This is a genomic window from Azonexus hydrophilus, assembly GCF_905120355.1.
Taxonomy (GTDB): domain Bacteria; phylum Pseudomonadota; class Gammaproteobacteria; order Burkholderiales; family Rhodocyclaceae; genus Azonexus.
Window position 1 is genome coordinate 35,889 of record NZ_CAJHOB010000013.1, and the last position, 22,840, is coordinate 58,728.

General features: G+C 60.1%; 24 protein-coding genes and 1 pseudogene. 18 read left to right on the top strand and 7 right to left on the bottom strand.

Annotation, left to right across the window (positions count from 1 at the left end):
• The first annotated feature begins 128 nt into the window (after positions 1-128).
• On the top strand, positions 129-596 hold the full coding sequence (tadA, locus tag JYJ39_RS10970; RefSeq protein WP_275887973.1) for a tRNA adenosine(34) deaminase TadA: 468 nt from the start codon (positions 129-131) through the stop codon (positions 594-596).
• A gap of 6 nt (positions 597-602) precedes the next feature.
• Positions 603-1,085 (top strand): L,D-transpeptidase, encoded by a 483-nt coding sequence (locus JYJ39_RS10975; protein ID WP_205204326.1) that lies wholly within the window; start codon positions 603-605, stop codon positions 1,083-1,085.
• On the opposite strand, the gene JYJ39_RS10980 is transcribed toward JYJ39_RS10975, so the two are convergent.
• Complete coding sequence (locus tag JYJ39_RS10980) at positions 1,055-1,816, bottom strand: NRDE family protein (RefSeq protein WP_205204328.1); 762 nt, start codon at positions 1,814-1,816, stop codon at positions 1,055-1,057. The genes JYJ39_RS10975 and JYJ39_RS10980 overlap by 31 nt on opposite strands.
• A gap of 21 nt (positions 1,817-1,837) precedes the next feature.
• The gene (locus JYJ39_RS10985; RefSeq protein WP_205204330.1) at positions 1,838-2,869 is read right to left on the bottom strand and encodes a YgfZ/GcvT domain-containing protein; all 1,032 of its coding nucleotides are present in this window, start codon (positions 2,867-2,869) and stop codon (positions 1,838-1,840) included.
• Between the two features lie 159 nt (positions 2,870-3,028).
• Here JYJ39_RS10985 and mltG point away from each other — a divergent pair, with 159 nt between their 5' ends.
• From mltG to bioD, 9 genes are all read left to right on the top strand, one after another.
• The gene (gene mltG / locus JYJ39_RS10990; protein WP_205204333.1) at positions 3,029-4,042 is read left to right on the top strand and encodes an endolytic transglycosylase MltG; all 1,014 of its coding nucleotides are present in this window, start codon (positions 3,029-3,031) and stop codon (positions 4,040-4,042) included.
• A complete protein-coding gene (gene tmk / locus JYJ39_RS10995) occupies positions 4,039-4,647 on the top strand; it encodes a dTMP kinase (protein ID WP_205204335.1) in 609 nt (202 codons plus the stop codon). Before mltG ends, tmk begins: the two co-directional genes overlap by 4 nt.
• 2 nt (positions 4,648-4,649) lie before the next feature.
• The gene (gene holB / locus JYJ39_RS11000) at positions 4,650-5,693 is read left to right on the top strand and encodes a DNA polymerase III subunit delta' (RefSeq protein WP_205204337.1); all 1,044 of its coding nucleotides are present in this window, start codon (positions 4,650-4,652) and stop codon (positions 5,691-5,693) included.
• A 5-nt stretch (positions 5,694-5,698) separates the two neighbouring features.
• Positions 5,699-6,061 carry a PilZ domain-containing protein gene (locus JYJ39_RS11005; protein WP_205204339.1) on the top strand — a complete coding sequence of 121 codons (363 nt, stop codon included), beginning with the start codon at positions 5,699-5,701 and terminating at the stop codon, positions 6,059-6,061.
• Between the two features lie 6 nt (positions 6,062-6,067).
• Entirely contained in the window at positions 6,068-6,850 is a 783-nt protein-coding gene (locus tag JYJ39_RS11010) for a TatD family hydrolase (RefSeq protein WP_205204341.1), read from the top strand.
• 3 nt (positions 6,851-6,853) lie between these two features.
• Positions 6,854-7,477, top strand: a complete 624-nt coding sequence (locus JYJ39_RS11015; RefSeq protein WP_205204343.1) for an ankyrin repeat domain-containing protein — start codon at positions 6,854-6,856, stop codon at positions 7,475-7,477.
• 297 nt (positions 7,478-7,774) lie between these two features.
• On the top strand, positions 7,775-8,485 hold the full coding sequence (locus tag JYJ39_RS11020) for an alpha/beta fold hydrolase (protein ID WP_205204345.1): 711 nt from the start codon (positions 7,775-7,777) through the stop codon (positions 8,483-8,485).
• Complete coding sequence (gene bioC, locus JYJ39_RS11025; protein WP_205204347.1) at positions 8,482-9,249, top strand: malonyl-ACP O-methyltransferase BioC; 768 nt, start codon at positions 8,482-8,484, stop codon at positions 9,247-9,249. Before JYJ39_RS11020 ends, bioC begins: the two co-directional genes overlap by 4 nt.
• A complete protein-coding gene (bioD, locus tag JYJ39_RS11030; RefSeq protein WP_205204349.1) occupies positions 9,246-9,935 on the top strand; it encodes a dethiobiotin synthase in 690 nt (229 codons plus the stop codon). The genes bioC and bioD overlap by 4 nt, the downstream gene beginning before the upstream one ends.
• Here bioD and JYJ39_RS11035 read toward each other — a convergent pair.
• Positions 9,916-10,293, bottom strand: a complete 378-nt coding sequence (locus JYJ39_RS11035; RefSeq protein WP_240189636.1) for an HD-GYP domain-containing protein — start codon at positions 10,291-10,293, stop codon at positions 9,916-9,918. The genes bioD and JYJ39_RS11035 overlap by 20 nt on opposite strands.
• Before the next feature lie 80 nt (positions 10,294-10,373).
• A complete protein-coding gene (locus JYJ39_RS11040) occupies positions 10,374-11,468 on the bottom strand; it encodes a DNA-binding protein (protein ID WP_088179101.1) in 1,095 nt (364 codons plus the stop codon).
• A gap of 540 nt (positions 11,469-12,008) precedes the next feature.
• Here JYJ39_RS11040 and JYJ39_RS14225 point away from each other — a divergent pair.
• On the top strand, positions 12,009-12,434 hold the full coding sequence (locus JYJ39_RS14225; protein WP_076097523.1) for a lysophospholipid acyltransferase family protein: 426 nt from the start codon (positions 12,009-12,011) through the stop codon (positions 12,432-12,434).
• On the opposite strand, the gene JYJ39_RS11050 is transcribed toward JYJ39_RS14225, so the two are convergent.
• The 3 genes from JYJ39_RS11050 to nhaR are packed head-to-tail and all read right to left on the bottom strand — an operon-like array spanning position 12,421 to position 14,738.
• Positions 12,421-13,284: a mechanosensitive ion channel family protein gene (locus JYJ39_RS11050; RefSeq protein ID WP_076097543.1), complete on the bottom strand. Its 864-nt coding sequence runs from the start codon at positions 13,282-13,284 to the stop codon at positions 12,421-12,423. The genes JYJ39_RS14225 and JYJ39_RS11050 overlap by 14 nt on opposite strands.
• A gap of 52 nt (positions 13,285-13,336) precedes the next feature.
• Positions 13,337-13,801, bottom strand: a complete 465-nt coding sequence (locus JYJ39_RS11055) for a phosphate-starvation-inducible PsiE family protein (protein ID WP_205204351.1) — start codon at positions 13,799-13,801, stop codon at positions 13,337-13,339.
• A gap of 22 nt (positions 13,802-13,823) precedes the next feature.
• Positions 13,824-14,738, bottom strand: coding sequence for a transcriptional activator NhaR (gene nhaR, locus JYJ39_RS11060; RefSeq protein ID WP_205204353.1), 915 nt, complete (start codon positions 14,736-14,738; stop codon positions 13,824-13,826).
• 103 nt (positions 14,739-14,841) lie between these two features.
• Here nhaR and JYJ39_RS11065 point away from each other — a divergent pair, with 103 nt between their 5' ends.
• The 6 genes and pseudogenes from JYJ39_RS11065 (at position 14,842) to JYJ39_RS11090 (ending at position 22,834) form a co-directional block, all read left to right on the top strand.
• Positions 14,842-15,183, top strand: coding sequence for an HPF/RaiA family ribosome-associated protein (locus JYJ39_RS11065; protein WP_076097518.1), 342 nt, complete (start codon positions 14,842-14,844; stop codon positions 15,181-15,183).
• 1 nt (position 15,184) lies between these two features.
• Positions 15,185-15,769 carry a hypothetical protein gene (locus JYJ39_RS11070; RefSeq protein ID WP_076097516.1) on the top strand — a complete coding sequence of 195 codons (585 nt, stop codon included), beginning with the start codon at positions 15,185-15,187 and terminating at the stop codon, positions 15,767-15,769.
• Positions 15,770-15,795: 26 nt separating this feature from the next.
• Positions 15,796-18,492, top strand: a complete 2,697-nt coding sequence (locus tag JYJ39_RS11075; protein WP_205204355.1) for a cation-translocating P-type ATPase — start codon at positions 15,796-15,798, stop codon at positions 18,490-18,492.
• 4 nt (positions 18,493-18,496) lie between these two features.
• A complete protein-coding gene (locus tag JYJ39_RS11080; RefSeq protein WP_205204357.1) occupies positions 18,497-19,456 on the top strand; it encodes a YcjF family protein in 960 nt (319 codons plus the stop codon).
• A gap of 90 nt (positions 19,457-19,546) precedes the next feature.
• A pseudogene (locus JYJ39_RS14230) lies at positions 19,547-21,174 on the top strand (PAS domain S-box protein); the annotation flags it as partial.
• Between the two features lie 13 nt (positions 21,175-21,187).
• The gene (locus JYJ39_RS11090; protein ID WP_076097508.1) at positions 21,188-22,834 is read left to right on the top strand and encodes a methyl-accepting chemotaxis protein; all 1,647 of its coding nucleotides are present in this window, start codon (positions 21,188-21,190) and stop codon (positions 22,832-22,834) included.
• Positions 22,835-22,840 lie beyond the last annotated feature (6 nt).

Sequence of the window (22,840 nt, forward strand, 5' to 3'; positions counted from 1 at the left end):
GGCGCGGCCCGCGCGCATGGCCATACCCCGGCGTGGCCCCGCCAGACAGGGGAGGCTGCATGAACTCGCACGACTCCTGCGAAGAAATCACCTTGGTAGCGCTGGATAGTGAGGCGCCCGCCCAGGAAATCGGCGATGAATATTTCATGCGCGAAGCGATTTCCCTGGCCCATGCCGCCGAATGCTTGGGAGAGGTGCCGGTCGGCGCTGTCGTGGTGCGCGATGGTCAGATCATCGGCCGTGGTTTCAATTCACCGATCGGCGAACACGATCCAACCGCGCATGCCGAAATTGCCGCGTTACGCGATGCAGCACGCAAGCTCGGCAATTACCGTCTCCCCGGATGCACGCTCTACGTCACCCTCGAGCCTTGCGCCATGTGCGCCGGCGCCATCATGCATGCGCGCATTGCACGAGTGGTATACGGTGCACGCGACCAGAAAACCGGGGTGCACGGCAGCGTCGTCGATCTGTTCGGCGTGGAGCGCCTGAATTTTCATGCCACGGTCGAGGGAGGGCTGCTCGCTGCCGAATGCGGCGGACTGCTGAGCGCTTTTTTTGCCCGGCGGCGACGGCAGCATCTTGCCTCCGGATAACGCGGCATGCGAATCCACATTTCGGTAGCCCAGCAGCAACTCAGTCTGTATACCGACGACGGCAACCTGCTGCGGCGTTATCCGGTTTCCACCGCCAAAGCGGGAGTTGGCGAGTGCTGCGGCAGCTTTCAGACACCGCGGGGTCGGCACCTGATCCGCGCCAAGATCGGCGCCGGAGCCCCCGCAAATACGGTGTTCGTGCGCCGACGCCCGACCGGAGAAATCTGGTCGCCGGAACTGGCTGCAGCTTTTCCCGGACGCGACTGGATTCTCACCCGCATTCTCTGGCTGTCCGGCTGCGAAGCCGGATTCAACCGACTCGGCCAGGTGGATACCATGCGCCGCTTCGTTTACATCCACGGCGCTCCCGATACCGCACAGATGGGCGTGCCCGGCTCGCATGGCTGCGTGCGTATGAGCAATGCCGATCTGATCGACCTGTTTGACCGCGTGCCCTGTTATACGCCGGTCGAAATCTGCGAGAACTGAATCTCCTCACCGGCAGGCGAAAAGCTTTTTTCCAGGAGCAGGGCCTCACCGGAGCGGTGTCGCAGGTAAAGCGTTGAGGCCCGGGTGCCATAGTTGGGCGAACAGACAAAAATGGCCGACAGCAGCCGCTCCCATTCGGGGGACACGCCGGTCGCGGGCAGATCATGCTCGGCGGCCAGATGCCGGTCCGCCAGCAGGGTAAAAAAAGCTTCCGCAGCGGGCAGCGTTTCCAGCGCACTGACAAAGGCCGTGCGCGCCCGCACCAGTTTCGGCCAGGGCGTATCGAGACGATGGTTGGACAGGCCGTAAACGCCAGCAGGTAACACCTGCGCTGCAGCGCTCCCTGCTGGCTGACGGTTGCTCAGGTAAAGCAGCGTATCGTGGTCGGCGAGCAGCAGGTTGAATCCCGAATAGGCGGCAAGATCGATACGCGCGGCAAAAGTGGCGGCGGCATCCGGCTGGCGCAGGAAACCTGCGGTCAGTTCGCCGCGTGAGCAAGCTCCCGCCGGCACCCCTGGCTCGCGGACATTGGTCACGGCGGCAAAACGACCATCACGATGCGCAGCCAGCCAGGTACCGCCAGCCTGCCGGTCACGCCCACCAAAAATCTGTGGCGCATCGTCCCAGAACGCTGCGGCATCGGTAGGACGGGCATGAAATTCGTCCCGATTAGCAGCGACCACCAGCGGAAACTCGGGATGCACCTGCCAGCCGGCAACGATCAGGCACATCGCCGTCTCCCCGTGCTGCGATCAGGCCGGGGCATCATGTTCAGGGTGAACGGCCCGTGCAACCAGCGGCGCCCCGTCCCGGGCGCCCAGGCGCACCGTCCCGGCATGACTGACCTGAATCACCGCCAGCCCGGCAAAACCGCCACCGGGGGCTGGGGCACCCGTCACGATCTGGCCCACGGCCTGATCCGGGTTGTCCGGGGAGAACAGTTCGCCGCCTGCCGCCAGTTCCAGCGGACTATCGACCCGGAACAAACTCCGCTTCACCTTGCCCAGATACTGTGTACGGGCGACGATTTCCTGCCCGGGATAACAGCCCTTGTTGAAACTCAGCCCCCCGATCTGTTCGAGATCAAGCATTTGCGGCACAAAAGCTTCCTGTGTCGCTTGCGTCACCAGCGGCAGGGCATTTTCAACATCCAGCCAGCGCCATACCGGCAGCCCCACTGGCCGCGCCTTGCCGGCCAACTGCAGCCACACATCCGCGGCCTGCGCCAGCGGACAGATAACGATGACCCGCTGCGCATCCAGTCGCAGCACTTCAATCGGGCCCTGCTGCAGACTGTGCAGCACGTCGCCAGGCGCCCGCAGCCCGGCGGCAGCCAGCGCTTCATCAAGCTGAGCGCCGGCCAGGCCGAGCAGCACACATTCTGGCTGCGCCGTCAGTGTGACCTTGGCACGCAACACGTACATGCGCAGGCGTTTTTCACTGAATGCGAGGAGATTTTCTGCCAGCAGCAGCCGATAGCCAGCGGCGCCACGCCGTACGATGAAACTCGCTAGCAGACGCCCCTTGGCGGTACACCAGCCGGCATGACGCGCCTGATCCGGTGCCAGCGCAGTGATGTCGCTGGTGAACTGGTTATGCAAAAAAGCCCCGGCATCGTCTCCGCCCGCATCCAGCACCGCCAGATGGGTAAGCGGCGCCAGCACGGTCTGCTGGCCAGCGGCGTGCAATTCGCCGCTCGCATCGCCGAAATCAAGGACTTCACCCGTGCTTTCCGAAAAATGTGCCTCGGTGGATTCGAGAAAACTACGCCAGTGCTCATTCATGCAAGATATTCCTTGGAGGGGCCGCCAGCCGCGAAAGCGGGCGAGAGGAGGGGGTTGTGGGCTATTATAGCGGCCGCTGCCGAGCCTCTTCCTGCGGATGGCACGGCATGTCGCTGCGGGAAGTGCTGCAAGGACCCCGCATCCTGCTTACGAGTTCCCATGCGTACCGTCTTTCGTCTATTCATTGTCTGTTTTTTCGGCGCTGCCATTGCGCTGGGGTTGTTTTATGCCTGGGCAACGCAAGCCTTGAATGTGTCTGCCCCAACGGAAGACGAGAGCGCCGCGCATGCCATCGAGTTCCGCATCCCCCCCGGCAGCAGCCTGCGTGCTGCCGTGCAAATTCTCAATACTGCCGGCGTACCACTTGATGCCGACCTGTTTGCCCTGCTGGCCCGCCTGCAAGGGCAGGGGGGGGCAATCAAGGCGGGCAGTTATGTCTTGTCGCACGGTGAGACACCGCAGACGCTGCTGCAGAAGCTGGTTGGTGGCCGGGTCAGCCAGGCCAGTGTCACCCTGGTCGAAGGGTGGACTTTCCGCCAGTTCCGCGCCCGCCTGGATGCACAAACCACACTGCAGCATGACACGGCGGGCATGAGCGAAAGCGAGATTGCGCAGAAACTGGGCTTGCCCAGTCTGGAAGGGCGGTTTCTGCCCGATACCTATCTGTTTGACAAAGGCAGCAGCGACCTCGATATCCTGCGCCGTGCCGGCCACGCCATGGAACGCGCGCTGGCAAGCGTCTGGCAGGCGCGCCCGCAAGGCTTGCCCTACAAAACAGCCGAAGAAGCGCTGATCATGGCGTCCATCATCGAAAAGGAAACCGGGCGGCCGGAGGACAGGGCGCACGTCGCCGCCGTTTTCGTCAATCGCCTGCGCATCGGCATGCGCCTGCAGACCGATCCGACGGTTATTTACGGCCTGGGCGACAGCTTCGACGGCAATTTGCGCAAGATTCACCTGCAAACCGATACCCCGTACAACACCTACACCCGCGCCGGCCTGCCGCCGACGCCCATTGCCATGCCCGGCCTGGCAGCGTTGCAGGCAGCTTTTACTCCCGCAGCCAGCAAAGCCCTTTATTTTGTCGCGCGGGGCGATGGCAGCAGCCATTTTTCGCGCACCCTGGACGAACACAACCAGGCCGTCAACCGCTACCAGCGAGGCAGACCATGAGAGGAAAATTCATCACTTTTGAAGGCATCGATGGCGCCGGCAAAAGCAGTCACGTCAATTGGCTGGCCGACACCCTGCGCCAGCGCGGTCTGACCGTACAGGTCACTCGCGAACCCGGAGGCACACCGCTGGGCGAGAAGCTGCGCGAACTGCTCCTGAACGAGCCGATGCATCTGGAAACGGAAACCCTGCTCATGTTCGCCGCTCGCCGCGAGCATATTGCCCGCGTTATCGAGCCCGCCCTGGCCCGTGGCGAGTGGGTGGTTTGCGACCGCTTCAGTGACGCCACCTGGGCCTACCAGGGCGGAGGTCGAGGCCTCGATAAAACCAAGTTCCTGACTCTGGAACACTGGGTGCTCGACCATCTGCAACCTGATCTCACCTTGTTGTTCGATCTGCCGCTAGCCGTGGCCCGCGAGCGCATCGCACTGGCCAACCGCACCCTCGACCGTTTCGAACAGGAACGTGCCGATTTTCATGAGCGTGTCCGCCAGGCCTACCTCGACCGGGCGCAACATTTCGCCCAGCGCATGCGTGTCATCAATGCCAGCCGCAGTCTGCCAGAAATCCAGAAAACACTTGAAGAAATAATCAAAACCATTTGATTATGAACATTTTAGATCTTCACAAAAAAACCTGGGACGAACTATCTTCACGGCGAGACAGGTTGCCGCATGCGCTCCTGCTCAGCGGTCAGCGCGGCATAGGCAAGTTTGCCGTGGCAAAGGATTTTGCGGCTTCGCTATTGTGTGAAAACCCGGACGCGCAGCAACGTGCCTGTGGACATTGCCTCGCGTGCAACTGGTTTGCCCAGGGCAATCACCCGGATTTTCGCCTGCTGCAACCGGAAGCCATGACGGAAATCAGCAGCGGCGAGGAGGAGGGGAAGAAGAAGGCGAGCAAGGAAATCCTCATTGATCAGGTCCGGGCGCTGGATGAGTTTCTCGGTGTCGGCAGCCACCGTGGCGGACTGAGCATCGTCCTCGTCAATCCAGCCGAAGCGATGAACCGCAATGCCGCCAATTCAATCTTGAAAATACTTGAAGAACCTCCTGCAGGTATATTGTTTTTATTGATTTCAGATGAGCAATCAAGATTGCTACCCACCATTCGCAGCCGCTGCCAGAGCATCTTGATCGGTCTGCCGGAAACGCCCGCCGCACAGGCCTATCTGCGCGCTTCCGGGATCGACGACGCTGAACGCTGGCTAGCCTTGAGTGGCGGCGCGCCCCGCCTCGCCCTCGAACTGGCGGAAAAAAACGGCAGCGGGCAGGGCAGCTGGCTACCGACCCTGCTCACGCATCTGAAGCAGGGCGCGCAGCACGACCCCTTGCGCGCCGCAGGCGACATCGACAAATTACTACGCGAACAAAAGGGGGCACTGAGTTTGCGGCAGATCATCGATACCCTGCAGAAATGGCTGATCGATCTGACGCAAGCCGCCAACAGCCTGCCAGTGCGTTATTTTCTGGCGAACAATGGCGAAATCAGTGCCTTGGCTGCTAAGATTCCCAGCACTCGGCTGGTGCGCGCTTACCGCAAACTTGCGACACAGCGCCGGGAAGCCGAGCAACCAGTGAACGGACGCCTCTTTCTGGAAGGTGTTTTTCTCGATTACCGGGATTTGTTTAGTCCACGACCGGGTGAATGAACGCAATGAGTGAAGTCAAAAACGTACCCCAGCGCCCCAGTGTTTTGTCGCTGAATATCAATTCAAAATCAGCGCTTTACGCCGCTTTCATGCCGCACGTGAAAAATGGCGGCATCTTCATCCCCACCACCCGCGGCTATGCTCTCGGCGATGAAGTGTTCATGCTGTTGTCGCTGATGGATGACCCGACCAAACTGCCGATTGCCGGCACCGTCATCTGGGTCACGCCGCCCGGCGCCCAGAATGGCCGCGCACAAGGCGTTGGCGTGCATTTCAACAATGATGAAAGTGGGCACGAGGCACGCCGCAAAATCGAAGGGCTGCTAGGTGGCGTGCTGCAATCGGTACGCCCCACGCATACGCTGTAAGCCCCCATGTGGGTCGACTCGCATTGCCATCTTGATCTGCCTGAACTGGCCGGCTGCCTGCCGGAAGTGCTGGTCAGCATGCAGGAAAAAAACGTCGTTGCGGCACTCACGATCGCCGTCAACCTTGAGGACTTCCCCCAGGTTCTGGCGCTTGCCGAACACTCGGAGCGCCTGTACGCCAGCGTCGGTGTGCACCCCGAGTATGCCGATGCCAGAGAAGCCACGGAAGATGAACTATGCCGCCTTGCGCAGCATCCTAAAATCCTCGGCATTGGTGAAACCGGACTGGATTACTACTGGCAGAAAGATCAGCCTGAATGGCAGCGGCAGCGTTTTCGGACCCACATCCGCGCCGCCCGTCGCGTTGGTAAACCGCTGATCGTGCATACCCGCGATTCCGCCACCGACGTCATCCGCATCCTGCGAGAGGAGGGCGCCGATGCCGTCGGCGGCGTCATGCACTGCTTTACCGAAAACTGGGAAACCGCAGCGGCAGCCCTGGAGCTCGGGTTTTACCTGTCTTTTTCCGGCATCGTCACTTTCAAGAACGCCACACAGGTCAAGGAAGTTGCCCAAAAATGCCCGCTTGACCGGCTCCTGATCGAGACCGACGCACCTTACCTGGCCCCGGTGCCGTATCGTGGCAAACGCAACCAACCGGCTTACGTTGCCCACGTCGGCGAGGAAATCGCCCATTTGCGGGGGCTGGATCTGGCAGAGATCAGCAGCGCCACCTGCGCCAATTTCTGCCGTCTGTTCAATCCACCGCCCCTGCATTCATACGCCTAAATCATGAAAAAAATCCTTGCCCTGACTCTCGCTGCTGCTTTGTCCCTGCCGCTGCACGCCAGCACCTATGACGATCTGATTCACGGCGCAATGCTTGGTAGCACCAGTGATATCCGTTCCTTGCTGCAACGCGGAGCTTCCGTCGACACCACGGACGCGCAGGGCAACACCTTGCTCATGCTGGCTGCGCGTGACGGGCACAATGAGTTGCTCCGATTGCTGATCGAGCACCGGGCCAAGCTCAATGCCCGTAATGCCGCGGGTGATACCGCCCTGGCGCTGGCTGCATTTCGCGGGCACCTGGAAAGCGTGCGTATTCTGCTCGATGCAGGCGCAGCGCAGACCGTCCCAGGTTGGCCGCCGCTGGTTTATTCGGCATTCGCTGGTCACAAAGAGGTTGCCCAGCTACTTCTGGCGCGTGGGGCCAACGTCAATGCCAGCGCCGACAATGGCATGACAGCACTGATCGCAGCAGCGCGAAACGGCCACACTGAAATTGCCCGCATCCTGCTGGCAGCGGGTGCGGACATCACCATGAAAACAGATCGAGGCGAAACAGCACGTCAGATCGCCTTGCAATACAAAAACACCGACATCGCCGAACTGATCGACAAGCGCAGCAACTAAGCTGCTCAGGTGCTGTGCGGTACCGACAACAAGGCAGGAATGTTTGTGTTTTGTTTGTCGCCTTGCAAGGGCTGACTGAGAAACACCCTGGGTAAATTGATCTTGCGGGCCGCAAACGATGGCCTCTCAGACCTACCTTGCTGGTGTCGCATAATTTGCATTATGTTAAATAAAGTATTGCTCAGCGTGCCAAGCAAACAGCCAATAAACTTCTCGACTCCTGTCATGGCCCGTTTAGGCAACCGGCTAACGTCTGTCACACGCTAAAATACTCGCCTTTTCTCGGAGGGTCCGCATGTGACACGTTCTCTCGTTTTTCTCCCCGGATGGTGTCTTGGACGCGGGCCGCTACTAACCACAGTGCGGGCGCTGGAGGGTCAGTTCATTGATCTACCAGGTTATCTCGACAGCCCACGCTGCGCTGATTTCACTGACGCCGTAGAACAGATTGGCGCGCGTCTGCCAAAAGACTGTGTGCTCGCAGGCTGGTCGATTGGCGCCCAGTTGGCGTTGGCAATCGCGGTGCGCTTTCCTGACAAGGTCGGCAAACTGCTGCTCGTCGCGGGCACGGCCTCTTTCGTGCAGCGTGAGGGCTGGCCGCATGCCATGCCGGAATCCACGCTGGCCGAATTCACGGCCGCAATGATAGCCGACCCAGCGGGGATGCTGCCGCGCTTTGTGGGTGGCTTCAACCGGGGCGACGACTACGCCAAGGAGGTAACCCGGCGCATTCTCGAAACGGCCGACCCTCTCCCCCCCCCGGAAGTACTGGCCGATGGCTTGGCCTGGCTGCGTGATGTTGATTTACGCACCGCCGCTCCCCTGGTCAAGGCACCCACGCTGCTCATCCACGGTGCAGCCGATCCCCTGATGCCGCTGGCGGCAGCTGAAGCGCTGGCAGCACTGATTCCTGATGTGCAGGTGCACAGCATGCGGGGCTGCGCTCATGCACCTTTCCTGTCACAGCCAGAAGAATTTCTTGCTCTAGTCCGCGCCTTTATCGCATGAGCACACCCGCACGGCACCAGGTGCGCCAATCGTTCGAACGCGCCGCAGCCACTTACGACCAGGCCGCCGGAGTACAACGCCTCGCCTGCAAGATTCTGGCCGAACAATTGCCGCAGTCACTATCGGCCACGCCGCGACTACTCGATGCCGGTTGTGGCACGGGCTATGCCCTGCCCTTGCTGCAGGCGTTCGCCCCGACAGCCGAGGTGCTGGCGCTCGACCTGGCACCCGCCATGCTGGCGCGTGCGCATGCGGCAACGGCCAGAATACAAGGCGATCTGGAGTGCCTGCCACTGGCCACGGCCTGTATCGATCTGTACTGGTCCAGCCTGGCCTGGCAATGGTGCGATCCCGCTCGCGCTCTGGCAGAAGCCCGGCGGGTGCTGCGCCGCGGGGGGCATTTCCTGCTCTGCAGCCTGGGACCCGCAACTTTCACCGAATTGCGCCAGGCCTTTGCAGCGGTCGATGACTACCCGCACACCCTCGACTTTCTCGCTGGCGACACGCTGCTGCAGCTCGCGCAAAGCGCAGGATTTCCGGCGCTGGAGTTACGCTGCCAGCGCGCTACCGTGCACTATCCAGACGTTAGACATCTGCTGCAGGCGGTGAAGGCCGTTGGCGCCAATCAACTCGGCCCGGGTCGCCGTACCGGGCTGATGGGACGGGCTGCTTTTTCCCGCTTGCGCACAGCGTACGAAACGCAGCGGCAGGCGGCTGGCCTGCCACTCTCCTACGACCTCATTTTTTTATCCGGAACCGCATGAGCACTGCTTATTTCCTGACCGGCACCGATACCGAAATCGGCAAGACCCACATCGTCTGCGCGCTCCTCGAGCAAGCGCGCCAGCTGGGCTTGCGCGCCACCGGACTGAAACCGGTGGCAGCCGGGATCGAAGCGGATGGCGAAAATGACGATGTGCGCCGTATCCGTCAGGCCAGCAACGTTGCTCTGCCCGCTCCGATACGCAACCCCTACTGTTTTGCGCCGCCCATCGCGCCCCATCTGGCGGCGGCCCAGGCCGGCGTCGAAATCGATTTCGCCCGAATTGCCGCAAGCCTGAGCAACGCGCAGCAGCACGCTGATTTTGTCGTTGTCGAGGGTGCGGGTGGATTCTGCATTCCGCTCGGGCCGGATCAAACCAGCGCCGATCTGGCGGTAGCCCTGCAGTTGCCGGTCATCCTCGTGGTCGGCCTACGCCTGGGCTGCCTCAACCATGCCCTGCTCACTGCCGAAGCCATCACCCGCCGCGGCTTGGTGCTGGCCGGCTGGGTCGGCAATCATCTGGCAACGCCGATGTCGCACGCTGCGGAAAACATGGCTACCCTGCGCGCCCTTCTGCCGGCGCCCTGTCTGGGCGAAATCAGCTGGCGGGATGACGGCGATATCAGCGCCAGTGCCAACGAACTACAACTGCCACCCAGCGAATGCTTCAGGAGCCGGGCAATATAAGTGCGTGCGGATCGAGGTCTTGATCGACGAACTCCGGATTTGCTTCGGAACCCTGTGGCGATGTTTCATCCTGGAACTGCTGGCGGATCTCCAGAATATCTTCCCAGCCGGCGAGAAAAGCCTCCACGCAGAGCGGATCAAAGTGCTTGCTGCGACCGTTTTCCAAGTACTGTAGCGCCTCTTCGAGGGGCCACGTCTTTTTGTACGGCCGTTCGGAGGTCAGCGCGTCGAACACGTCTGCCACCGCCACGATGCGACCGAATAACGGAATATCGCGCCCTTTGAGCCCCGCAGGATAACCGCTGCCATCATATTTTTCGTGGTGGGTACGGGCAATTTCTGCGCCCGCCTGCAGCACTTCCGAACCGCTATCTTTCAGAAGCTCATAGCCAAACAGGAGGGTCGGCCGGGAATCATGAAAAATTCCCCGAAAACTGCCTACTCTTCTGAATTAAAAAGCGAATCTTGATTGTCAACGCTATTTTTCTTGGCGTTGGTGCTCTTCGCCTGTGGCGACTGTAATGTCGCGAGCTTTTCAAAGACTTTCTCGTGGCTAGCGGCAACGGCTTTTGCCGCCATCAGTTCGGCTGCCAGCCGCTGCCCCGTTTCCATGCTCTCCCTTAGCTTGCAGAGGTTCGCTTGGTTTTCCTTGTCCAGATCGGACACTCGCCCGTTGGCTTGCGCCAACTGATCCGTCAACTGTTGGATTTTCACCTCGGCAACGGCCAACTGCTCTTTGACCGAGCGCAATGTTCGTACTTCGCCATCGTGTCGATGAAGTTCACTGTGCGCATGGGTGAGCTCGCTTGATAGACGGGCATTGTCCTCATGACTGCGGATGAGTTCTTGCTGTTTCGCGTTTGCCGTTTCCTTGGCATTACGCAACTCCCCCTGCAAGAACTGGATCTGCTGTTCGAACTGGCGCTGATCCTGCTCCCGTTGTTCCTTCGCTGCGGTTCGGAAATGCGCCAGTGCCTCGCGGGCGTGTTGGTGCTTTTCCTCCAGCGACACACGGTGCGCTTCTTCCTTTACCAGTTGCCCTTCCATGTCCTGGATGCGCTGAGCCATTTGTGCCCGAACGATTCTCTCTTCTTGGAGCACGCTTAGTATTTCGCTGTGGGCTGCTTTCTCTGCACCCAACTCCAGGGCCTGGCGTTCAGACTGGCTGCGAAAGGATTCCACTTCATTACGTAATGTGGCGATGGTGTCGTTCAGCGCCGCAATTTCTGCCTTGTGCTTATCGGTCAGAGCCGCCAAACGCTGATCAGCTTCTTCATGCAGGCGTTCTGCGAGCCTGGCAGCCAGATCCTGGATGGCTTCACTGACCGCGACCTGGGTACCGGTACTGCCGCCTTCCTCTTCTTCGATTTCCTTCAGATAGCGGTGAATCGTGCCTTTCGAGCCGGTATCGCCTAACTCGCTGCGAATTGCGTCGATCGATGGGTAGCGCCCCATCGCCAACAGCTTGTTACGCGCTCTGACGACTTCTGACTTGTAGATTCCTGCTCTGGCCATGGCATCCTCGTATTTCATACCGTATTACGTATTACGATATTACATACTAATCAAACGAAGTTCAATGCAGCGAAAGTAGCAAATATAAGACGCGATAATGGTTGATTATTTGTTGTAATACGCAATGGTGACCCCAAAGTCTTGAACATAATTACGAACGGACATTCTGGCTACACTGGAATTCAATATGTTGCGCCTGTTCCAGCTACCCGCAAGAATTGGAAGAAGCTGTCGGTCGTGTCACGGGCGTGCGCGCCGGGACCGAGCGCCTGGTGGTACTGGCCGAAACTCGTACGGCGCAGGATGGCAATGAAGCAATTCGCGCTGAGGTAGAGCAATTGGCTATAGAACTCACCGGCCCACTCTGGGGACTCTGGGTGTGGATGGTTTTCGGCCTCCTGGCACCGGTCTTCTGGGTTGCGATAGCGCTTGCGCCAACGCTCGCCGCGCGGCGTCTCGCCCGAATCGGATCACGCCTTGCCCTGACTGCGACTGGCATCCAGCCACGAGCAATCGGCTGCGCTACCCGCACGTTTCGCTTTTGTTGCCAAACAGGAATTGCTTGCTCACCCGCTGGCCGCGATACCGTTGAAACGCCTAGGCGCAGTTTTCGTTGAGCGCTTTGATACTGTGCGCGGTGTTGAAGACACGCATGCACTGGAGAGGCGGGCTGGAGCAGGCAACGCCCTTGTAGTCTTTGCCGAAGGAACCTTCCGTGAACCGCCCGGTGTATTGCCCTTCCGCATGGGGGCTTTCCTGGCCGCTGCCCGCGCCGATGTTCCGGTCATTCCTGTCACTTTGAGCGGCACCCGCCGTCTTCTTCCTGACCTTAGTCTGTGGCCACGCTACAGCAAATTGACGGTTACCGTCCATCCACCGATCATTCCCGCAGGAGCAAACTGGCACGCAGCCCTTGTACTGCGCGACACCGCGCGGGCAGTCATCCTGGCGCAATCGGGTGAACCGGACGCTACTGTGCGCTGATGTCGCAGTGCGGTTTGGTTAACTGACCCGGTCTCAATATTCGCCAGGTATCGCGAAACACGGCCTGCTCCACTTTCAGCCGCAGATGACTCGGACAGGCCACTCTGATCACGAGCATTAGTTGCTCGGGGTCGGAAAAATCCCACAGAATCTTGTTGCGGCCAGAGGGAAAAGCGATGAAGCTTTCGTCGGAAATTTTGCGGAAATGCGCTTCGGCCTCGCTTTGCCAAGTCTGTGTCGCCTCATCGGCAGCCGCCAGCGCCGCAGATTCCACGCGATCAAGATCCCACATTGCTTCATCGGGGATCGGCATGCGAAACAGATGCAATACGTAATCTCCGGTGAGAGATGTGTTTTTCAAAGGCGTGGTCAGCAACAAGCCATTCGGAAACTCAGCCATCTTGCCGGTCTGCTGCCCGGCATAGCCTAACTCCGCCAACGTCGTGGCAAATATGTCGATGTCGATGACCCGGCCATGAAGTTGGTTGATTTCAATGAGATCACCTACCTTGAACGGCCGGACGAAGGTGATGTAAAGATAGCCCAGCACGCACATCAGCAGTTCTTTGCTGACGATCAGGACGGCCCCGGCAACCGCTGCTAGGGACAGGGCAAAACCGGCAATCGTCGACGCCCAGACCGAGATGATGACGAAAAAAACCAGGAACCAGATGACGTTCCGGGCCCAGACCAGATGCATCCGACGCTTCTCGGCGGAAATTTCCCCTCGCACAAGATAGCGCGCCCAGAGGTGAGAGAGAGCGGCACCTACGGCAATCAGGAAGAAGGTCGCAATGACCTTCTCCCATTGGCCAGGAATGGCGACAAACAGTTCATGCAGCATGGGCATCAACGCGGCGCTCCGGTCAGCCATTGACAGAAGGAATAATGGAGCCTGGCATTCACGAATTCGAGCCTTTTCTCCGGATAACGATCAAGTAGTATCCCACGGACAATGCCAGCGTTACCGCGGCTGTTGCATAGACATGCTCAGCCCCCAACTCGTTGAAGTCCAGCACGATGACCTTGCGAGCAATGGCCATCAGAGCCGTCCCGAGGACAATCTCAACGGCCAGTTGCCGGTTATGGTTGTCTTCGACATAAAGAATGATGTTGTGAAATATTTCAACTGCGATCAGCACTGCCATGAATGCACCGAAGGTTGCGAGAATATCCTTGATTTCAAGCAGCATGAATGGCGGTGCCATCAAGCGCTGGTAAAGCACATAGACCACATCCGCCACGCCCCAGATGATGACCATTACCATGACCGCAGCGAGTACGCGTGCAACTTGGGAGATTACCCTGTTGAAGAAGGACAGTACAGGATCCTGTGTTTGGTGATTTGACTGTTCGTTTGTTTGCATGATGGCTGCCGATTGAGGAAACTCACGTTGTTGGAACTGGCTGGGTGATGCTGGGAAATAATGCTGAACGTTCGGATTCCATGACTGTCATGATCGCCGGGTGAACAACCCGTCGCTCGGCCGTTATGGCCCAGAACCCCTCATGAATCTCATTGACCACGCCGATGCAGCGCGTATTGTAGCGTGTGCATATTTCATCCCTCAGAACGGCGGGCCCCGGGAAAAACCCAGCGCCCGCCTGCCCAAAAGCTTTCATCAATGCACCATCGTCGAACTCGCCCATCAGCCGCGGCACTAAGCGCAGGTCGCTCAACCAGCGATCGATATGACCACGAATAGCGGAATGTCCCCCCGGTAGAAGCAGCGGCGCATCGTTCAGGCATTGCGGAAAATCGCCAAGTTCTGCGCACAAAGACGCCCCCCCGAAAAACGCCAAGGGGCTTTCCCCCAACTTATGGCTGTGCCCGCGGATGGCCAGCCCGGACGGCATCGGACGATCTGCCACGACCATGTCAAGACGCTGCAAGGCCAATTCGGCCAGCAGCATGTCGATAGTGCCTTCCCGGCAAACCAGCCTAACGGGCTCAGGTAGTTTGCCAACAGGGGCCAGCAAACGGTAAGCGAATGTTTTCGGGACGACGTCCGTGATGCCAATGCGCAGTACCGGGATCGGTTGTCTTTGGCGGGCCGACAATGCCTGCTTCAACTCCCCGCTCAGATGCAGGATTTCATCGGCGTAGGACAGAACCTGCCGGCCCGCTTCGGTAAGTTCCAGGCCACGTCCAGCCGGACGAAACAGCGCCGCCCCGAGGTCCTCTTCAAGATGGCGGATCTGTCCGCTAATGGTCTGCGGCGTGAGATTCAACGTCTCAGCAGCACGGCTGATGCCACCCACCTGGGCAACCGTCCAGAAATACCGAAGATGCTTGAGGTTCATGTGACTGTTCGTTAATTGCCGAAATATTGTTAATAAAAATTCGTGTTTATTAAAGCATTTTTTGCTCCTATCGTGCTCTCATATTCACAACGAAGGAGCAAACATGCAGATCGACATCCGCGCCAAAGGCATCGAAATGAGCGAAGGCTTGCGTGATCATACCGAGCGCTGCCTCAATTTTGGCCTGGATTGGGCCCAGCAAGATGTAGATCGCGTCGTCATCACACTGTCTGACATCAATGGACCGCGTGGTGGCAACGATAAGCGGTGTCAGCTAAGAATACCGCTACCCCGGATGCGCGATGTCGTGATCGAGGAAGTTGCCGATGATCTCCAGATCGCTATCGCCCGATCCGTCGACCGGGCGTCCCGTAGTCTGGAGCGTCGCTTGTCGCGACAGCGTGAGTTCGGCCCGTTGCCGCCATCCTGCCCGACGGAGGACTGAAATGAGCCTTTCCAAACTTTCCCTGTTCAGCATGCTGGCGAGCCGGATTTTTGCAATCAGCCGCCGGACCTGGATTCTGATTTCGGTCGTCATCCTGATGTTCACAATTCTGGCCGTCTGGCTGACGATCAGCTTGGCTGGATGGCTGTTCGGCATGGCTCAGGAGGGGGTTTCGGCTGTGCCGGATGTCGCGCGCAGTGCCGTTCAACAAGTTGAGAAAGTCGTGCCGGGGGCAACCCAGGCCATCGAGGATCTGCGGGCGATCGGTCAAGCGGCGCCGCCTGCCCGCGATGTTTCAGGAACCGACCCGATTCCCGTGGCGCGTTTTCCTGGCCTAGCCCGTACGCACTGGCAACGTGAAGATCAAGGCATCACGGTACGTTACGAAGGAAAGGCTGATCTGGCAGCGGTCCTGGACCATTATGCCAAGGGCTTTGCCGAGCATGGTTATCGACAGGAACTCCTCGCCGCCACACCAAGCGAGGAGCGCCATGATTACCACAAGGGAGAAGAACGTATTGGCGTAACCTTCGTGCAGCAGAAAGAAAACAGGGTTTTGGTAAGCATCACGACTCGGCAGCCATGATTGGCGCCACATAAGGGAGAAACACCATGGCGACACACCAGGCCGACTCTTGGCACGCACAAGCCCATGAACACTGCATTGAGCAACTAGCGGTCAATCCGACCGCCGGACTGAGCAGCGTGGAAGTGATAAACCGCCTAGCCGAACACGGCCCCAACCGCCTGGCGGAAAAGCCACCGCGTTCCGCCTGGTTGAAATTCTTCGACCAGTTCAAGAGCTTGTTGGTGCTGATCCTGATCGGTGCTGCCGTACTGGCAGGTGCGATTGGTGACTTCAAGGATGCCATCGTGATCGGCATCGTCGTGCTGCTCAACGCTGCCCTTGGGTTTTTCCAGGAGCATCGTGCGGAGGCGGCACTAGCGGCATTGAAAAACATGCTGGCGCCCGGCGCCCGGGTGCGTCGCGATGGTCAGATGCAGCAGATCGAGGCGGCTGATCTGGTGCCCGGCGACATTTTGCTGCTCGAAGCCGGCGACCGCATTCCGGCCGATGCAAGGGTTCTGAGCGCGCACAGCGCCGAAGTCGCGGAAGCGGCATTGACCGGCGAATCCCATGCCGTCGCAAAACTCCCGGATACCGTAGCGGAATCGGCGGTTCTGGCGGAACGTCACAACATGGTGTTCATGAATACCGTGGTGACCCGCGGTCGCCTCGAAGCCCTCGTCATCGCCACCGGGATGCACACCGAAATGGGGCGCCTGGCCGGTCTGCTGGCCGAGACCGCAGAAGGCGAAACCCCCTTGCAGATTCAACTCGATGGCCTGGGCAAGCGGCTGGCGATCATCGCCACCGTCGTGGTCGGCCTGATGTTCTTCATGGGCCTGATGCGCGGGGATGAACTGATCAAGACCGCGATGACCGCCATCGCCCTGGCCGTGGCCGCCATTCCCGAAGGCCTGCCGGCGGTGGTGACGGTGACGCTGGCCCTGGGCATGCACCGGATGGCCAAGCGCAACGCCATCGTCAAGAAGCTGGCCGCAGTCGAGACTCTCGGCTGCACGACGGTAATCTGCTCCGACAAAACCGGCACGCTGACGCTCAATCAGATGACCGCCCGCGCCGTTTACACCCAGGGCCAGCGTTACCTGGTCAGCGGCGAGGGTTACGGCGGTGAAGGCCGCTTCGAAGGCATCATCTCCGGGGCGCCAACACTGGGCCATGTCCTGCTGCCGGCAGCCTTGTGCGTCGATGCCCGGATCAAGGATGGCGCCCTGATCGGCGATCCAACCGAGGGAGCCTTGCTGACGCTGGCGGCAAAAGCGGGTCTGATGCCGGATGCCGTCCTTGAGCACCGGCCGCGTATCGCCGAAATTCCGTTCGACTCGGCCACCAAGTACATGGCCACCTTCCACCACGATGGCGACCGGGTCATGATGTGCGTCAAGGGCGCACCCGACGTGCTGCTGGCGCTGGCCACCAGCCATCTCGGGGACGCCCCTGCGGCCTTGCCGATGGATGAGAAGAGCCGCGCCGCCTTCATCGCCGAAAACGAGGCGCTGGCCAACCAGGCCTTGCGCGTGCTGGCGCTGGCTAGCCGGGTCATTCCCGCTGCCGATTTCGATCCGGCCGGCAATCTGTTGCCCTGGGTTCAGGATCTGACCCTGCATGCGCTGGTCGGCATCATCGATCCACCACGTGCTGAAGCGAAGGAGGCCATTGCCACCTGCCACGCTGCCGGCATCCAGGTGAAGATGATCACCGGCGACCACCGGGTAACGGCCGCTGCCATCGCCCGGGAACTGGGTCTGAAGGGCGAATCCCACGAGGGACGCGAACTCGATGGACTCAACCAGAGCGAAATCGCCGCGCTGGTCGAGAAGAGCGCCGTCTTCGCCCGGGTCGCCCCCGAGCACAAGATGCGCATTGTCGAAGCCCTGCAGGCCAAGGGCCATGTCGTGGCGATGACCGGCGACGGGGTCAACGATGCGCCGGCCCTGAAAACCGCCGACATTGGCGTCGCCATGGGGATCACCGGTACGGAAGTGACCAAGGAAGCGGCAACCCTGGTGCTGACCGACGACAACTTCGCCTCGATCGTCCGCGCAGTCGAGGAAGGACGCACCATCTACGAGAACATCATCAAGTTCGTCCGCTTCCAGCTGTCGACCAACGTCGGGGCGATTCTCACCGTCCTCGGCGCGCCCTTCCTCGGCCTGGCCACGCCATTCACTGCCATCCAGATCCTTTGGGTCAACATCATCATGGATGGCCCGCCAGCCATGACCCTGGGGGTCGAGCCGGCGCGCTCGGGCATCATGCGCGACACCCCGCGTCAGGCCGATGCCGGCATCCTCTCGGTGCAGCGCCTGTGGCGCATCGGTCTGTACGGTGCGACCATGGCCGTCGGCACGCTCGGCCTCTACGCCTGGGCGATAGAGGCCTCCGGCGAAGCCAAGGCGATGACCCTGGCCTTCACCACCTTCGTCCTCTTCCAGTTCTTCAACATCTTCAATGCCCGTGCCGAACACGGCAGTGCCTTCAACCGGCAGTTCTTCGCCAACGGCAAGCTGTGGCTGGCGCTGGCCGGCGTCGTCCTGCTGCAGATCGTCGCGGTGCATTGGGCGCCGGCACAGGTGATTTTTGACACAGTGGATCTGTCGTTGAACGAATGGCTGCTGGCAACCGCCGTGGCTTCCTCGGTGCTCTTCATTGAAGAGCTACGCAAGCTGCTCGTTTCGCTTGTTTGCCGCAGCAACGCCACCACCACCGGACAGGAAAGGTAAATCCATGACTCAGGAAAACATCAAGGCCATTCTTGCCATTGCCATTCACGCCGCTTTTGCCGACAGCAACAAGGATGATCGCGAACGGGAGGAGATTCGGCGTATCGCGGAATCCCTGGCCGAACAGGCGGCGGCGCCGGATCTCGCCCGTCTGTATCAGGACGTGCTGCTCAAGCGCCTGACGCTGGCGTCGGCCACCGCCATGCTGGCCGACGCCAGCCAGCGCCAGCTGGCTTATGAAATGGCCTTGTGCGTGTGCGAATCCGATGGCCGTCTGATTGACAGCGAGCGGCTTTTTCTCGACGAACTGAAACGCCTGCTGGCATTGACGGCGAGCGAAACCGACCTGATCGAAGGCGAGGCAGACCTGCTTGCCGATCAAGCGAGCGCAGTCATTCCGCTCGCCCCTGCGGCTGGCGCCGCAGCGGTCGCTGCGTCACCAGCCCTGGCGAGCGATGCCGAACTGGACAAATCCATCCTCAACTACGCGCTGCTCAACGGCGCACTCGAACTGCTGCCTCAGTCCTGGGCGTCGATGGCGATCATTCCCTTGCAGATCAAGATGGTCTATGGCATCGGCAAGTCGCATGGCGTCGAACTTGATCAGGGGCATATCAAGGAATTCATCGCCGCCGCCGGTGTCGGGATGACCTCGCAGTATCTCGAACAGATGGGCCGCAAACTGCTGGGTGGCCTGATCGGCAAGGCCGCCGGCAAGACGGCGGGCAACTTCGGCGGGGTTGCGGTCGGCATGGCGTTCTCCTTTGCCACCACCTATGCCCTGGGACAGGTCGCCAAACGCTACTACGCCGGCGGCCGCACCATGAATACGGCCATGTTGCGCGACGCCTTCCAGAATCTGCTGGGCCCGGCCAAACAGATGCAGGTACACTATACGCCACAAATCCAGCAGAAAGCAGCAACGCTGGACGCCGCCCAGGTGATGTCGATGATGCGCGCCTGAGCAGATTTTCCCCAGGTTCGCTCAAAGAAGATACGAGACATGATTGCTGAGCATTTTCCGCCCAAAGCCAAAGACATTCCATACGAGTCATTGTTTCAGGCCGCCAACGACATCATGCTGCTGGCCGACGCGAACAACACCATCGTTGAAGCCAACGAATGTGCCGTCAATACCTACGGCTGGCCGCGGCAGGAACTGCTTGGGAGGCCAATCGACAGTCTGCGCTCGCCGCGCGGGCGCTTTGATTTTCCGGTGGACATGGAAAATCTGCGCCTTCGTGGCCAGCAGTTTTTCGAGACCGAGCATCAAACCGCCGACGGCCGCCGCTTTCCCGTCGAAGTCAGCGCATCCCTGATTGACGATACGCGCGGGGGGCTCCTGCTCAAAATTGTGCGCGACATCAGTGAGCGCAAGGCATTTGAGGCGCAAATCCATGAACTGGCCTATTTTGATCCGGTGACCCGGCTTGCCAATCGCCAGCTTTTTGTCGACCGTCTGACGCAGGCGATAGCCTTGTCACGTCGCGACGGCTTGCCGCTGACCTTGTTACTGATCGGCTTTCCGGATTTACGGCGCTATGCCTTTCTTGAGGAAGGGGCAAAAAACCTCGCTAAGGAAGCGGCCAAACGCCTTCTGGATTGCATCCGCGCCGAGGATTCCTGGGCCGTATCAGCGATGGTGAGTTCGCCCTGCTCCTGCACGCCGACGCTCGTGGTGCTGAACGGGTTGCCACACAGATTCTGGCGCGCTTCGCTGACCCCTTCCCGTTTGGCGACAAGGAAGTGATCGTCGAGTGCGACATCGGCATTGCCTGTTATCCGGACGATGGTCGGAGCTCCGAGGATCTGCTGAGCGCCGCCCTTGTCGCCTTGCTGCCAGCCCTGTCCGAAAAGGGCAGTACCTACAATTTTCACACGCCCTGCCTGGGCCGTTCCGCTCACCGACGCCTTGAAATCGAAACGCATCTGCGGCGCGCCCTGACGCAAGGCGAACTGTTCTTGCACTATCAGCCGCAAATCGACGTCGTTACCGGCCGCATGGTTTCTGTCGAAGCGTTGATGCGCTGGCAACACCCTGTCTGGGGTTGGGTGTCGCCGGCTGAATTCATTCCGGTTGCCGAGGATTGCGGACTGATCGACTCACTGGGGAACTGGGCGCTGGAAACTGCGCTGGGTGACGCTTCCCTATGGCGTGACCAGGGTGTGGATTTGCGGGTGGCAGTCAACCTGTCGGCCATCCAGTTGCGCGACCCCCATCTGCTCGTCCGGATCCGGCGTTGCCTCGACAGACACGGATTGGCGGCCTCGGCATTGGAGATTGAGGTAACCGAAAGCACGGCCATGCGTGATGTTATCGACGCCCTAACTCATCTGCATGATTTCACCGATGCTGGCATTCATCTGGCAATCGATGATTTCGGCACGGGCTATTCATCGCTCGCCAGCCTGAAAAACATTCGTGTCGGGCTACTGAAGCTTGATGCATCTTTTGTCAGCGGCTTGCCGGAAGATGCCGAGAATGCCGCCATTGCCGCGGCCATCATCCGCATGGCCGACGCCCTGGGAGCACGTACCCTGGCTGAAGGCGTCGAGACCCGGGAACAATTCGACTGGCTTCGGGCGCAAGGCTGCCATCTGGCCCAAGGCTGGCTGTTCGCCCGGGCCCTGCCGGCGGTAGAAATCCCGGCACTGTTCCACCGCAACTTTTTAACTTCCCTATAGGTTAGTCACCATGTCATTTCACTCCATCAGTGCCCGTCTGGCTGCTTTTACTGTCTTTGCCGGGTTGTTGCTCGTCACCATTGCAGCCGTTGGTCTGCTGGGCGGAAAAAAGGCTGTCGATGCGCTTAATTCAGTTTATGAGGATCGAACTGTACCGCTGGTTGATCTCTTTCGCCTGGCCGAACTGCGCGCCGCCAACGAGAAGGAAATCCTGCTGATCCTGCAGCGCGACCCCCGTTCCCCCTTGTCCGGCGCGCACGGCCAGCCATTGAGTGAGCATTTCGCCAATTTCGAACGCCGTAGCGCCGAGATCAACGCGCTCTGGAACAAATATATGGCAACCAACCTGAGCGAGGAGGAAAAGCGCCTTGCAACCGATTTCGCCAGCAAGCGCTCGGCGTGGATTGAGCGGGTGCGCCCCCTGTTCGAGCGCATCAAGGCGGAAGATTACGCTCCGGAAGTATCCCGGGCCTTGCTCGCCGCCACACTGGATGAAGGCAAGGCGGTCAGAGAGGCGCTTGATGCCCTGGCGATCTATCAGGCAAAGACCGCGAAAGCCCTTTTCGAGGAAGAGCAACGCGATTTCCGCACCGATCTGATCGTTTTGGCTTTGGTGGGTCTGGGCGGCCTTCTCGGCCTCGGGGTCTACGCCTGGTGGCTGGCGCGCACGATCACCCATCCCATCAACCAAGCGGTGAGCGTGGCTGAGGCGATCGCCAACGGTGAGCTCAACCGTCCGGTTCCCACCGGTGGACGTGATGAAGCCGGGCGCTTGCTGGCTGCATTCGCGCTGATGCAGGACAGTCTGCGCACCATGGTCAGTGCCTCGCAGCGCAGCGCCGACGATCTGGCCTGCGCGGCCATTGAAATGTCTACTGCCGCCCAGGCTTCGGCCGCGGCCACCACCGCACAAAGCGAAGCCGCCTCGGGGATGGCTGCCGCCGTCGAGGAAATGTCGGTTTCCATCGATCAGGTGCGCGATCATGCCCGCGAGGCCCGTCATGTGGCAGCCAGTGCCGGCGAGGCCTCACGCACCGGTGGCGCGGTGGTGCATTCGACCAGCAACGAAATGCGACAGGTGGCAACGGCGGTCAACGACGCGGCGCATTCGATTCGCGAACTGGAAAATTACTCCCGGGAAATTTCGGCCATCGTTGATGTGATCCGTGATGTTGCCGATCAGACCAATCTGTTGGCGCTGAATGCCGCCATCGAGGCGGCTCGGGCTGGTGAGCAGGGACGTGGTTTTGCCGTCGTTGCCGACGAGGTGAGAAAACTCGCCGAACGCACCTCGAAATCGACCCAGTCGATCGCCAGCGTCATCGAAAAGGTGCAGTCCGGTGCCCGCCACGCGGCACAGGAAATGGAAAGTGGCGTCAATCGCGTCGGCACCGGGGTGGATCTCGCGCAACAGGCAGGAGATTCGATCATCGGCATTCAGGACGGTGCAAACCGGGTGGCAACGACCGTCGACGATATTGGCAGTGCCCTCGACGAACAGTCGGTGGCCGCCCAGGAAATTGCCCAGGGCGTTGAACGGATCGCCCACATGGCCGAGGAGAACAGCGTTCGTGCCCGGCAAACCTCAGTCGCTGCCGAGCGACTCAAATCGCTGGCCAGCGATTTGAAGGGTTCCGTCGCCCGTTTTCGTGTCTGAGCCACT